The following is a 13,260-nucleotide window of genomic DNA, read 5'->3' as shown; positions in this document are numbered from 1 at the left end:
CCGGCCAAAGTGGCAAGGATGCCGCAGTGCCGCACGTGCGGCTTGATCTGGAGCAACTGGGCGATCGATCACAGGCAATTTGTGTTCCCGCCTGCAACACCGGCGGGTGGCACGGCGTTTGCAGACCGAGCTCATCTTTCAACACGACCATGACGGAGACCTGACATGAAGCGAAACGGAAATCTGCCGGCCGCACCCACCCCGCCCAGCCACCGGCGCGGGCGCATGGCCTTGCGCCACGGCGCCTGGCTGCTGGCCATCGCCGCCTGCGCCGCAAGCCCCGCCGTATGGGCGCACGGCGACGTGACGCCGCAGGCGGTCGACACGTCGGCGCTGCCGAAGCTCGGCCAGGAGTGGCGTCCCGAGAACCCGTTCCGGGCCAACGACGCAGCCGTCAAGATCGGCACGTCGGCCTACAACCAGAACTGCGCCCGCTGCCATGGGCTGGAAGCGATCTCCGGCGGCATCGCGCCCGACCTGCGCAAGATCGACAACGAATGCGCAGCGCTCAAGGACAGCGCCAAGAAGGCCGCCTGCGTGAAGGAGATCGACGAGTTCTATCTCACGACAGTTCGCCAGGGGCGCACGCGCAACGGCGCGGTGTACATGCCGCCGTTCGAAGGGGTCATGAACCAGGAAGCCATCTGGGCGATCAAGGCCTATCTCGAAACGCGTCGTGACAAGCCGTTCTAGGCGGGGAGGGACCATGACACCCAAGACACCGAGCCGTCGCGATTGCCTGCGCTTGCTGGGCGTGTCCGGCGCCGCAGCCCTGGCATGTGCGCCGCTGCACCTGCGGGCGACGCCACTGGAGCGCGTGCGCGAGCGCGGCGCGCTGACGGTCGGCCTCTACCACGACATGCCGCCGTTCCACGTCGGCGGCCAGGGCATCGACGTGGAGCTGGCGCGCGCCCTGGCCGAATCGCTGGGCGTCAAGCTCTCGCTGCTGCCGTTCCATGCCGACGAGAACATGAACGACGACTTGCGCAACATGGTGTGGCGCGGCCACTACCTCGGCTACGGCCCGGCCGACGTGTTGCTGCACGTGCCGGTCGACCGGCCGCTGATGGAAGGCAACCCGCAGGTCAGCATCTTCGCGCCGTACTACCGCGATCAGGTCGTGATGGCACGCCAGCTCGAGCGCGTGCCGCGGCTCGAGACGCTGTCCCAGTTGGGCGCCGACAAGGTGGCGGTGCCTGGCCAGTCGCTCGCCGGCTGGTTGCTGATCGGCGCCGATGGCGGCGCCTATCGGAGCCAGTTGATCACGCAATGGAAGGACGGCGCCGAGACGGCGCGCGCGCTGTTGCGCGGCGAGGTGGCGGTGGCCGCAGGACTGGCCTCGGAGATGGAGTCGGTGCTGCGCGGCGACCCGCGCTTCGCCATCGCGCCGATGCCTTCGCCGCGGGCGCCGCGCGACGGATGGGCCGTCGGCATGGCCGTCAAGCGTGACGCCACCGAGCTGGCGCAGGCGCTGCAGCGCGCGGTGAACGAAATCGCGGCCGGCGGCCGGCTGCGTCAGATCTTCGAGCACGGCAACCTCGCGTGGCAAGCCGCATGACGCGCGGAACCGGCAGCCTGCTGCCGGGTTCGCGTGAGCTGCGCCGCGGCGCTAGAGCCTTCCGCGCGCTTCGAGCACCTTCCACTCCGCGTCGTCGTACAGGCGCGAGCGTGTGAGAAAGCGCAGGCCGGTCGGCCGCTCGAGCGAGAACATGCCGCCGTTGCCCGCCACCGCATCGATGATGAGATGCGTATGCTCCCAATACGCGAACTGGGCCCGGCTCATGTAGAACGGCGTGCCCGCGATCTCGCCCAGGCAGACGTCCGAATCGCCGGTGACGAACTCGCCGGCGGCGAAGCACATCGGTGCGCTGCCGTCGCAGCAGCCGCCGGACTGGTGGAACATCAGCGGGCCGTGCACGGCGCGCAGGCGCTCGATGAGCGCCTGCGCGGCCGGCGTGGCGGACACGCGGCTGACGCCGTCTTCGGGCATCTTCAGAAGAATCCCAGCTTGTTCTGGCTGTAGCTCACCAGCAGGTTCTTGGTCTGCTGATAGTGGTCCAGCATCATCTTGTGGTTCTCGCGGCCGATGCCCGACTGCTTGTAGCCGCCGAAGGCCGCATGGGCCGGATAGGCGTGGTAGCAATTGGTCCACACGCGTCCCGCCTGGATGCCGCGGCCCATGCGGAAGGCACGCGCGCCATCGCGGGTCCACACGCCGGCGCCCAGTCCGTAGAGCGTGTCGTTGGCGATCTCCAGCGCCTCTTCTTCGGTCTTGAAGGTCGTCACCGACAGCACCGGGCCGAAGATTTCTTCCTGGAAGATGCGCATCTTGTTGTGGCCCTTGAAGACCGTGGGCTTGACGTAGTAGCCAGCGCCGAGTTCACCGACCTGCGTATTGCGTTCGCCACCGATCAAGCATTGCGCGCCTTCCTGCTTGCCCAGATCGATGTACGACAGGATCTTCTCCATCTGCTCCTGCGAGGCCTGCGCGCCGATCATGGTGGACGGGTCCAGCGGATGGCCCTGCTTGATGGCCTCGACCCGCTTGATCGCGCGCTCGATGAAGCGCTCGTAGATCGACTCCTGCACCAGCGCCCGGCTCGGGCAGGTGCAGACCTCGCCCTGGTTCAGCGCGAACATCGCGAAGCCCTCGAGCGCCTTGTCGAAGAAGGCGTCGTCCGCCGCCATGACGTCCTCGAAGAAGATGTTGGGCGACTTGCCCCCTAGCTCCAGGGTTACGGGGATGATGTTCTGGCTCGCGTACTGCATGATCAGCCGGCCGGTGGTGGTTTCGCCCGTGAAGGCGATCTTCGCGATGCGCTTGCTCGACGCCAGCGGCTTGCCCGCCTCCAGCCCGAAGCCGTTGACCACGTTGAGCACGCCGGGCGGCAGCAGGTCGCCGATCAGCTCCATCAGCACCAGGATCGAGGCGGGCGTCTGTTCGGCCGGCTTGAGCACCACGCAGTTGCCTGCGGCCAGTGCGGGGGCCAGCTTCCACACCGCCATGAGGATCGGGAAGTTCCACGGAATGATCTGCCCGACCACGCCCAGCGGCTCATGGAAGTGGTAGGCATAAGTGTCGTGATCGATCTCGCTGATGCCGCCTTCCTGCGCGCGGATGCAGCTGGCGAAATAGCGGAAGTGGTCGATGGCCAGCGGCATGTCGGCCGCCATCGTCTCGCGCAGCGGTTTGCCGTTGTCGATCGTCTCGGCCACAGCAAGCGTCTTGAGGTTCTGCTCCATTCGATCGGCGATCTTGAGCAGGACGTTGGCCCGTTCGGTGGGCGACGTGCAGCCCCAGGCCGCCTTCGCCTTGTGCGCAGCATCGAGCGCGGCTTCGATGTCCTTCGCGTTCGAGCGCGGGATGCTGGTGAAGGCCTGGCCGGTGATCGGTGTCAGGTTGTCGAAGTACTGGCCGTCGATCGGTGCAACCCACTCGCCGCCGATGTAGTTGCCGTATTGCTTCTTGTACGGGTTCGCAATGTCGAGGTGGGTCATTTCTGCCATGTCCATGAGTCGTCTCCAGTCGGGTGGTTGAAAAAAAGCGGATGGCGGGACGCGACGCGGCCCGCGGAGCGACTCAGTGCAAAGCGCGGGCCACGCCGCGGCGGCCTCATCGCGGACGACGCAAGCCGTTGTCAGGCATGGAGTTTTTCCGCCGGGCTCGCGCGGTGCGTCGTCGTTGCTCCAGCGGGCGGCTGTGCCGTAGAGGAGCAACTGCTGCAAAACGGATCACGTTGCACGTGCAGCCGCGCAGTACCGACTTGGCGCACGCCAGCGGCCTTCAGCTCCGAGCTCCTCCACCCGGCGCCAAGGTGCCCTACCTTGATCTTGCTCAAGCGCGCCGCGCGGTGCGCTTGCCACCTGCGTACTTGAACATCAAGATTCGCAGCATCCCATGCACAGGCGCGCGGCAGATGGCCGAAGGAGTCGCAATGGATCGTCGCAAGTTCGTTCGGGTTGCGGGAGGCGGCTTCGTCTTCGCTGCGGCGACGGCGGCACTCGCCGGCTGCAGCCAGCAGATGCCCGCTGCGGCCATCGAGCCGTGGCAGGGGCCGGGGCCGGAGGCCGACCCGCGCCGCTGGATCCTCGGCTACGCGATCCTGGCGCCGCACTCGCACAACCTGCAGTCCTGGCTGGTGGATCTGCGCACGCCGGACGAGATCGTGCTGCGCTGCGACCTTGGCCGGCTGCTGCCCGAGACCGACCCGTTCTCGCGCCAGATCATGATGAGCCACGGCACCTTCCTGGAGCTGCTCGACATCGCGGCGCGCGAGCGCGGGCTGCGTGCCGACATCACGCTGTTTCCCGAGGGTGCGTTCGGCCCGGAGAAGCTCGATCAGCGACCGGTGGCGCGCATCCGCCTGATGCCCGATGCGGCCACGCGCAAGGACCCGCTGTTCGCGCAGATCCTCGCGCGCCGCACCAACCGCAGCCTGTACGACCTGCAGCGGCCGGTGCCCGCCGAGGCCTGGAAGGCGATGGTCGAAGCAGTGGGGCCGCACCCCTTGCATTTCGGCTTCGTCGGCGCGGACCGGGCCGACGCGCTGGAACAGCATCGCGCCATCGCGGCCGAGGCCTGGCGCATCGAGCTGAGCACGCCGCGCACGATCCTGGAGTCGTACAAGGTGCTGCGCGTCGGCGCCGCCGAGATCGAGAAGCACCGTGACGGCTTGTCGATGCTGGACCCGACGGTGGTGCTGCTCGAGCGCATCGGCCTGTTCGACCGCAGCAAGGCGCCAGTGTCCGATGCCTTCGCCACCACCAGCCAGATCAAGGACTTCGGCAAGAAGCTCGCGTCCACGCCCGGCTTCCTCTGGATGGTGACCGAGGGCAACGACCGGGTGACCCAGGTCAACGCGGGACGCGCCTATGCGCGGGTGCAGCTCGCCGCGACCGGGCAGGGCCTGGCGCTGCAGCCGCTGCAGCAGGCCCTGCAGGAGTATCCCGAGCAGGCCGGACCCCACGCCGACATTCGGCGCCTGCTGGCCGTGCCGCTACCCGAGCGGACCGTGCAGATGTGGGCGCGTGTGGGTTATGCGCCGCCGGTCGGTCCTGCGCCGCGCCGTGGCCTGGCAGCGCAGCTGATTCGCGCGTGAGGGCTCGTTATCGACGACAACCATCATGCGGGACATGAGAGGTGAGACCGACGCTCTACGTCGCCAGCCTCGTCGCCTCGACAGAATTCGGCCAGACGCCAATCTTCAACGTCGTCGTGAGATGTTGTCGTATTCGGTCAGCAGGTCGCTCATGGCCTCGCCGACTCCGTAACCGATGTTCTGACTGATGCGACACACAGCATCCAGTCGTTCCATGAACAAGGGCCGCTGCGCATCCGGCAGTCTTGCAATGGTCTGCAACGCCTGCTCGAACATTCGCACCAGCGCACTGAAGTAGCCCTCGTCCTGCAGGCCGACTTCGACGCTGAAGCCTGACGCGCGCTCGCAGTAGAAGACCATCAGCTCTGCCAGACCCGCCGGTTGGCCAATGGCCTTCTTGAAATTCGCGATGGACTTCTTGGCCTCGGCGACGGACGCGTTCTGGTTCCGGAACATGTCGGGCCAGAGCCAACGGTTGATGGTGGTCTTGTACGGCTCCAGGACATCTTCGTCCAGCCCGAAACGGGCGTGAAGGAACACTTGATTGTCCTTGTTGGCCGTGTACAGGTCATGCACCAAGCCGACCAGACCGTCGTGGTCGAAGTGGGTCAGTCTGGCCTTGACGTCACTCCAGGACGCGGCTTCCTTACTCTTGCTTGCTTTCATCTCTGTGCGGTTTCCGGAATTGAAGGCAGGCCATATTGGATGGGCTAAGGCCGAATGACCAAAGTACCATCGTAAAGTCGAACTGCAGTCGTGCAGTGGGCGCAGCCAATCAGAGGTTGGGCCCTTTCACAGGGTCACCGTCGTGCTGAACGTTGAGGGGCGAGCACATGAAATACGACATGGTCAAGGTCGAAGAGGCGCTTCTGGCGTTGCTTGGCGTCTTCGAGTTCGAGAACGGACGCGTGTGGAAGCGGTATGACTTTGCAGTCATGGACGGTCTACACGACAAGGGGCTCATCACGGAGCCCCACGGCAGGCAAGAGTCGGTCTACCTGACTGACGAGGGCCTGCGCCGCGCCAAGGAGCTCGCGGCCAAACACTTCGGGACCAGCGGGGCGGCGCTGGAGCAGCCATAGCTGCGGCAGAATCCGGCCCAACCACGGACGTTCGGACCCTCTACCCCAATCCAGCCAAATGAAGTCCGGGCGCGTCGCCAAGTCCTACACGGCGATCCCATCGATGACGGCGCGAGACCATGAAGCACGGCGGCTATGCTCGAATGCCAACGATAGAAGGACCACGCCATGAAGAAGCTAGTCGCTGCACTTCTCGCAACAGCCATGCTCGGGGGCTGCGTTGTCTACCCCGACGGTCCGGGATATCCCGGTGGCGGATACGGGAAGCAATGCCCGCCGGGACAGGCAAAAAAGGGCAACTGCTAATCCCGGCTTCGCTCTCGACCCGGCTCGGCACGAATGGCCAAGGGCAATTGCCCTTCGCGACATCGCCAGAGTCCGGCCGACCGCCCGTATTCCTTGGTAGCCTCTGGCCCTTCTGGCCGGGCGCACGGTAGGACGGCCCTCGGCCAAGAGCAGCCGCTCGCGGGTCGGCTAGAGTTTGCCCGCAAGCAGACAGAACGGACTGGCCTGGCCAGCCCTCATGTCAAACGTTAAGCATCTCGGAACTACCATGGTCACCTGCTACCTGCGCTATGTCATCGATCCGTTCAAGCTCAAGGAGTTCGAGCACTACGGAAAGATCTGGATTCCTCTCGTCGAAAGGTTTGGAGGGCAGCACCATGGCTACTTTTTGCCATCGGAAGGCGCGAACAACATTGCGCTGGCTATGTTCACGTTCCCAAGTCTTGCGGCGTACGAGGAATATCGCGCGTTGTCTGCCACAGACCCAGAGTGCCAAGCTGCGTTCAAGTATGCGCAGGACACTCGCTGCATCCTCAGCTATGACCGCAGCTTTTTCAGGCCTGTATTCAAATGAATCGGCCTACGGCTTGCAGGCCGCCCGCACGCGGCGTGCAGCCGAGCGAATGGTGACTAACGCGCGCCAGCGGCCTTCAGCAAGAACTGCGTCACCTGCTCGACCAGATAGCGCCGGTCCTCCTCGTCGCTCTGCGGCACGCTCCTGAAGTGCGCCACCTGCGCCACGTGGTCGGCGTAGAACTGGGTCACGGCGCAAAGGTGGAACAGGAACAGCATCGGGTCGGCCTGGTCCATCAGGCCCCGGTTGATCCAGTCCTGGATCATCAGCGTGGCTCGGTGGATGCACTGCCTGCTTGTGTCCGTCATGGTCTTGAGCACCGGCGCGCCGCGCATCACCTCGGCGGCGAGAATCCGCGAGCGCAGCGGGTGCTCGAAGGAGAACAGCATCTTGCGACGGATGAGTCCGGTCAGCACCTCGCGCGGTCCGAAGTCCTCGCCGCTGAAGATGAAGACGCCGACCATGTCGTTGACGATGTCCTTGAGCACCTGGCGGTAGAGGGCTTCCTTGCTCTCGATGTAGTAGTACAGCTGCGCCTTGGACAGCCCGGCCTTGTCGGCGATCGCCTGGGTCGTCGCGCCGGCCAGGCCCTCGCTCGCGAACTCCTCGATGGCCGCCTGGTAGATGGTGTCCAGCACCTGCGCGTGCTTGCGCGAACGCCCGGGCCGGCTCGGCCCCGGGGCCGTCGCGATCTCTGACGGCGCATCGTGACACTGAGCCACTGGCCTGGTGTTTCTCACGGCGCAGAGGAATACGACATCCCTGGTTTGGCTCATCGGGGTCTCCGGGTGGTAGCGGCGACAACGGTTTTATCGCCGCGGCGGCGGTCATGAGTTGCGCTGTGTCAAACAGGCTTCGAGCCGTGCGCTGGAACCGGGTCCCGCATGTCCAGCCTCAGTACTTCAGGCGCGCGTACCAGGTGCGCTGCGCCGCCTCGCGCGCCTGGCCCAGCGTGTGGATTCCCTTGTCCGCCAGCAAAGGGACCAGGCGAAGGAACACCTCCGCCGTCAGGATCGCATCGCCCAGGGCGGTGTGGCGGCCCAGCACCGCGATGCCGAAGCGCTCGGCAATGGCTTCCAGCTCGTGCGACGCCTGGTGCGGGCTTGCCACCGCCGACAACAGCAGCGTGTCGAGCACCGGCTGATCGAAACGCACGCCGGTAGATGCTTCCTTCAGCTGCAGGAAGCGCATGTCGAACGCGGCGTTGTGTGCCACCAGGACGGTGTCGTTGGCGAAGGCGTGGAAGATCGGCAGGATCTCGGCGATGCCCGGCTGGCCGGCGACCATCGCCGGCGTGATGCCGTGTATGGGAATGCCGGCGGCCGGGATACTTCGACCGGGGTCGATGAGCTGCTCGAAGCTCTCCTGCCGCAGCAGCTTGCCGTTGACGATGCGCGCCGCGCCGATCTGGATGATCTCGTCGCCCTGCGACGGATCGAGCCCGGTGGTCTCGGTGTCGAACACCGTGTAGGCCAGGTCCACCAGGCGACGCTCGTCGAGCTCGCGCGCCTGAATGCCGGGCTGGAACAGGTCGAAGTCGTAGTACTCGGGGCGGCTTTCGCTGCGCAGCACTGCGGCTGCCTCCAGCTGTTCCTGGGGTGGAGCGAGCGGGAGCAGGAAGCGAAAGAAAGTCGTTTGCAGCGCGCGCTCGCGCTGAAACCAGAACTCGCCACCATGGCGCTCGACCACGTCACGAACCGACAGCGGGCTGGCCCGGTCGCCCACCGTCATCGGGCTCGACTCCCAGCTCGTCACCGTTTCGGTGCTGATGGCCGTGCCGGCCCAGACCAGGTCGAGATGGGCGCGTTCGCCCGCGCGGCGCAGTCGCAATTGGACGCGCTTGACCGCGAATTCGTCCACCAGCCGGGTCGCCAGCGAGGCCAGTGCCTGGAGCAAGGCGTAGCTGTCGACCCTGAGCCACAGGCCAGCGTCGACTTCCGGCGCGGAGGCGCGCGCGCCCGAGCGCGCCTCGATCAGGCGCAGGGCGGCCTGTACCAGGTCGGCGCCGAGCATGTCCTCGAGCGGCCAGCGCGTCTTCAGGCCCTGGCTGGCGCTCGCTGCGAGCGACTGGAGGCGCGCCGTCATGGCGCGAACTTCGTCGTGCACGACGCGCAGGAAGCGCTCGCGCGTCGGCGCGTCCAGGTCGGGCAGCTCGAGCATGTCCACTGCCGCCTGCAGGCTGCCCAATGACGAGCGGCTGCCTTCGGTCAGTCCGTGCAGCAGGCGGTCCTGCTCGGCATCCTCCTCGAACTCGCGGGTGATGTTCTGCAGCATCAGAACGAAGCCCGACAGCTGCGCGGCATCCCCGGGCGCGGCCGAGGGATCGCGCACCGGCGCCAGCTGCACCCGCAGCAGTTGACCGGCGTGCGAACTGGTGACGAACTGCGCCGAGGGCTGGGGTGCTCCGCGCAAAAGCCGCCGTTGGACGCTTTCGAGCGCGTGGGCGATGAGCTCGCGGTCGAACAGGGCGTAGATCGAGCGGCCCAGTCCGATCAACTCCGCCCCGTCGGCCAGTGCCGGCACAGACGACAGCGCGCGAGACTGCAGCCGCGCCCGATTGTTATAGAGCAGGATGCGGCCGTCCAGGTTGCACACGACCACGCTCTGCGTGAGCTCCGACATCAGCGCAGCCAGGCGGCTGCGTTCCTGCTCGATGCCGCGCGCGGCCTCCTGCACCCGGGCGTCGATGTCGGCACGCAGGCCGTCGCGCTGGCGCGCGAGCTCATCGACGACGCCGGCCAGCGCCCGGGCACCCGCTCCGCATGCCGCCTCCGCGGGGGGCGCGCTGCGGTGGGGCACGCCGCCGGCCGCCGTGGCCTGCGCGGCTTCAGCCAGCCGGGCCGGCTCGGTCACCCAGATCGCATGGGCGCGACGCGCCAGCGCACCCAGCGCGATCGCCAACACCGCCCAGCCCAGCACCAGCAGGGGCACGCGCGGCGCGATCATCTCGCCCAGCACAGCGCGCTCGTCTGGCGCAAGCGTGGCAGCGAAGATGGCGCCGAGCCCCAAGCCGAGGAGCGCCAGGAGAGCTCCCGGCGCGAGCGCCACAGCGAGTTGGTGGGCATCGATCTTCATGCGGAGCTGCTGAGCAACTGCCGCACGCGCGCGGCAAGCTCCCGGGTGGAGAAGGGCTTGGTCATGTAGGCATCGGCTCCCAGGGCCATGCCCTTCGCGACGTCGGTCTCCCGGCCCTTGGCGGTGAGCAGGAGGATCTTCGTGGCGGCGATCTCCTCGTCGGCACGCACGGCCTGCAGGACCTCGAGGCCGGACTTGAAAGGCATCATGACGTCCAGCAGCACCAGGTCAGGCTGTAGGCTGCGGATCAGTTCGAGCGCCTGCTGGCCGTCGCGCGCGATGCTCACCGCGTGCCCTTCGCGCTTCATGAGGAACTCGAGCGAAATCACGATGTTGGGCTCATCGTCTGCAATCAGCACCTTGTAGGCCATGGTGTCTCCAGTTCTTGCGTCTCGGGGTGCAGCGGCAGTTCGAAGCCGAAGCATGCGCCGTGACCCGGCCTGGAGTCGAGCCACATCCGGCCGCCGAAGTGTTCGACGATGCGACGGCTGATGGGCAGGCCCAGGCCGGTACCCTGCGGACGATGCGCGGCATCGCCACCCTGGCGAAACTTATCGAACACCAGCTCCTTCTGCTCCGGCGGCACACCGGGGCCGTTGTCCTGCACAGTGATGGTGACGCGATCGACATCGCAGTGCAGGCTGACCTCGACCCGGCCCTGCCCCTGCGGCACGAACTTGGCCGCGTTCGACAGCAGATTGATCAGCACCTGCGTGAGGCGGTCGGGGTCGAGCTGCAGCGGCGGCACCGCATCGGGGAGCCTCAGCGCCACGACCGCGCCACGCTCACGGAACAGCTCCTGCGTAGTCTGAACGGCTTGCTGAACCAGCGCGCGCAGGTCGACCTCGGTGCTGCGCCATTCGGCGACGCCCGATTCGATCTTCGCCATGTCCAGCACCTGGTTGACCAGGCGCGTCAGGCGCTCGGTCTCGGTCACCACCAGGCCGAGAAAATGCTGGCGCTGTCCGGTGTCCATCGCCGGGTCGTCAAGCATCAGTTCGGCCAGCGCGCGGATCGAGGTCAGCGGCGTGCGCAGCTCGTGCGTCACCGAGGACATGAAGTCGTCCTTCAGCAGATCGAGACTCTTGAGCTGTTCGTTGGCCTTGCTGAGATCTGCGGTGGCGCGCTCCAGGGAGAGCGATTTCTCCTCCAGTGCCTGCGAATGGGCGCGCAGCGCCGCCGTCTCGCGCGAGGCTTCGTCCAGGATGCGCATGACGTCATCCAGCTCCAGCGCTTCTTCTTCGACGACCGAGGCCACCACCAGCCGGGCCGAGGCGCTGCCGATGGCGCCCGCGAGCTGCGTTTCGATGAACTGCACCAGCCGCGCGTCGGCGGCGAGCTGCTCCGGCCCGGCCAGGCCGTTGCGTCGTGCGTAGTCGTTCAGCAGCCGGTCGGCAGCCGCGGCGCCCAGGAATCGCGTGGCCAGTTGGCGCAGATCGGCCAGCCTGGCGCGGCCGCGCCAGAACACCGGCCCAGCCTCGGCGGCCCCGCGTTCCGTACGCTGGAAGACGTCGACGAACATCAAGGCCTGGCTCGCTTCGCGTGCGGAAGGGCGGCTCAGCAGCGACACGCCGAAGTACAAGGCGGTGTTGACCAGCAGGCTCCAGAACAGCGCATGGGTCAGGTTGTCCAGGCCCGCGAGGCCCAGCAGCTGCTCGGGCCGCAGCCAGGCGACGCCGAACGGCCCCTGGTCGATGTATCCGGCGGGGATCCAACCCGACTTGGCGATCGACGGCAGCATCAGCGTCCAGGCCCACAGCACGAAGCCGGCGCCCAGGCCGGCGAGCGCGCCGTGCCGCGTGCCACCCTTCCAGTACATGCCCGCCAGCATCGGCGGCGCGAATTGGGCGACGGCGGCGAAACTGATGAGCCCGATGCTGACCAGCGCATAGTCCTCGCCGGCGACGCGGTAGTAGAGATAGCCCAGCAGCAGGATCGCCACGATCACCGTCCGGCGGATGCCCAGCAGCACGCCGCTCAGGTCGTGCGCTGTGCGCAGGCCGGCGCGCAGCAGCAGTGGCATCACGAGGTCGTTGCAGACCATGGTCGAGACCGCGATGGCCTCGACGATGACCATGCCCGTGGCGGCCGAGAGGCCGCCGATGAATGCCGCCAGCGCCAGCCCCGGCTGGCCGTCGGCCAGCGGCAGCGAAAGCACAAAGGCCTCGGGATTCTGCCGGCCGACACCGAAGTACAGCAGGCCGCCCAGTGCGATCGGCAGCACGAAGAGATTGATCAGCAGCAGGTACAGCGGAAACGCCCAGGTGGCGCGCCGCAGATGGCGCTCATCGACGTTTTCGACCACCATCATCTGGAACTGCCGTGGCAGGAAGATCACCGAGAGCATGGCAAGCAGCGTCAGCGCGAACCACTGGCCGCCCGCAAAGCCAGTGGCCGCTGTGGCGCCACCGGTGTTCCCAAGGCTCAGCAGGCGGCCCAGTTCGGGCCGCGCCGCGGCGCGGCCGAACAGGTCGGCCGGTCCGTCGAACAGGTGCCAGGTGACGAAAACGCCGACGGCCAGGAAGGCCAGCAACTTCACCACCGACTCGACGGCGATCGCCGCCACCATGCCCTCGTGCCGCTCGGTGGTATCGAGGTGGCGCGTGCCGAAGGCGATCGTGAAGCCGGCCAGCGCCAGCGCGATGTACAGCGTGCTGTCGCGCCACCAGGCCAAGGGCTGCTGCAGCGCAGCGCCGGGCGCGGCGGTGAGCAGCGCATAGCCGCTGGCGATGGCCTTGAGCTGCAGCGCCACGTAGGGCAGGATGCCCACCACCGCGATCAGTGTGACCAGCATGGCCAGCAGCGTGCTCTTGCCGTGGCGGCTGGCGATGAAATCGGCGATGGAGGTGATGCGGTAGCTGCGCGCGATGCGGATCATCTTGCGCAGCACCATCCAGGCCATCAGCATCGCGAGCGTCGGGCCGAGGTAGATCGGCAGGAACCACAGGCCCGACGACGCGGCCCGGCCCACGCTGCCGAAGTAGGTCCAGGCCGTGCAGTACACGCCCAGCGACAGCGTGTAGACCCACGCGTTGCCGATCAGCGAACGGCCTTCGCGTGCGCGCTTGTCGCCCACGTGCGCCACCAGGAACAGCAACGCCAGGTAGGCGAAAGAGGCGATGATGACCGTGGAAGCGGGCAGCAT

At 67.0% G+C, this 13,260-nt stretch carries 12 protein-coding genes; 5 read left to right on the top strand and 7 right to left on the bottom strand.

Going from position 1 to position 13,260, the window contains the following annotated elements; genetic code table 11:
* The first annotated feature begins 225 nt into the window (after window positions 1-225).
* Both pedF and ACSQ9I_RS35470 read left to right on the top strand, forming a co-directional pair.
* Entirely contained in the window at window positions 226-693 is a 468-nt protein-coding gene (pedF, locus tag ACSQ9I_RS35475; RefSeq protein ID WP_436317114.1) for a cytochrome c-550 PedF, read from the top strand.
* Between the two features lie 13 nt (window positions 694-706).
* Window positions 707-1,558 carry an ABC transporter substrate-binding protein gene (locus ACSQ9I_RS35470; RefSeq protein WP_436316646.1) on the top strand — a complete coding sequence of 284 codons (852 nt, stop codon included), beginning with the start codon at window positions 707-709 and terminating at the stop codon, window positions 1,556-1,558.
* Window positions 1,559-1,609: 51 nt separating this feature from the next.
* Here the strand turns inward: ACSQ9I_RS35470 and ACSQ9I_RS35465 are convergent, their stop codons facing one another.
* Window positions 1,610-1,990, bottom strand: coding sequence for a DUF779 domain-containing protein (locus tag ACSQ9I_RS35465; protein ID WP_093110181.1), 381 nt, complete (start codon window positions 1,988-1,990; stop codon window positions 1,610-1,612).
* A gap of 2 nt (window positions 1,991-1,992) precedes the next feature.
* Window positions 1,993-3,513, bottom strand: coding sequence for an aldehyde dehydrogenase (adh, locus tag ACSQ9I_RS35460; protein ID WP_093110180.1), 1,521 nt, complete (start codon window positions 3,511-3,513; stop codon window positions 1,993-1,995).
* A 422-nt stretch (window positions 3,514-3,935) separates the two neighbouring features.
* On the opposite strand from adh, the gene ACSQ9I_RS35455 reads away from it, so the two are divergent.
* Complete coding sequence (locus ACSQ9I_RS35455; protein WP_436316645.1) at window positions 3,936-5,099, top strand: Acg family FMN-binding oxidoreductase; 1,164 nt, start codon at window positions 3,936-3,938, stop codon at window positions 5,097-5,099.
* 105 nt (window positions 5,100-5,204) lie between these two features.
* Here ACSQ9I_RS35455 and ACSQ9I_RS35450 read toward each other — a convergent pair whose 3' ends face one another.
* The gene (locus ACSQ9I_RS35450; protein ID WP_436316644.1) at window positions 5,205-5,765 is read right to left on the bottom strand and encodes a hypothetical protein; all 561 of its coding nucleotides are present in this window, start codon (window positions 5,763-5,765) and stop codon (window positions 5,205-5,207) included.
* A 167-nt stretch (window positions 5,766-5,932) separates the two neighbouring features.
* Between ACSQ9I_RS35450 and ACSQ9I_RS35445 the strand changes: the two genes are divergently transcribed.
* On the top strand, window positions 5,933-6,181 hold the full coding sequence (locus ACSQ9I_RS35445; RefSeq protein WP_093110177.1) for a DUF6429 family protein: 249 nt from the start codon (window positions 5,933-5,935) through the stop codon (window positions 6,179-6,181).
* A gap of 553 nt (window positions 6,182-6,734) precedes the next feature.
* A complete protein-coding gene (locus ACSQ9I_RS35440) occupies window positions 6,735-7,040 on the top strand; it encodes an NIPSNAP family protein (protein ID WP_436316643.1) in 306 nt (101 codons plus the stop codon).
* Window positions 7,041-7,096: 56 nt separating this feature from the next.
* Here ACSQ9I_RS35440 and ACSQ9I_RS35435 read toward each other — a convergent pair whose 3' ends face one another.
* The 4 genes from ACSQ9I_RS35435 to ACSQ9I_RS35420 form a co-directional block, all read right to left on the bottom strand.
* Entirely contained in the window at window positions 7,097-7,762 is a 666-nt protein-coding gene (locus ACSQ9I_RS35435; RefSeq protein WP_436316642.1) for a TetR family transcriptional regulator C-terminal domain-containing protein, read from the bottom strand.
* Window positions 7,763-7,934: 172 nt separating this feature from the next.
* A complete protein-coding gene (locus ACSQ9I_RS35430) occupies window positions 7,935-10,115 on the bottom strand; it encodes an exonuclease domain-containing protein (protein ID WP_436316641.1) in 2,181 nt (726 codons plus the stop codon).
* Complete coding sequence (locus tag ACSQ9I_RS35425; RefSeq protein WP_093110175.1) at window positions 10,112-10,486, bottom strand: response regulator transcription factor; 375 nt, start codon at window positions 10,484-10,486, stop codon at window positions 10,112-10,114. The genes ACSQ9I_RS35430 and ACSQ9I_RS35425 overlap by 4 nt, the downstream gene beginning before the upstream one ends.
* Window positions 10,468-13,260 (bottom strand): ATP-binding protein, encoded by a 2,793-nt coding sequence (locus tag ACSQ9I_RS35420; RefSeq protein ID WP_436316640.1) that lies wholly within the window; start codon window positions 13,258-13,260, stop codon window positions 10,468-10,470. Before ACSQ9I_RS35420 ends, ACSQ9I_RS35425 begins: the two co-directional genes overlap by 19 nt.

The organism is Variovorax sp. LjRoot84 (assembly GCF_964254305.1).
Taxonomy (GTDB): domain Bacteria; phylum Pseudomonadota; class Gammaproteobacteria; order Burkholderiales; family Burkholderiaceae_C; genus Variovorax.
The sequence above is the reverse complement of the archived record's forward strand: the minus strand, read 5'-3'. Positions and strand labels throughout refer to the sequence as shown.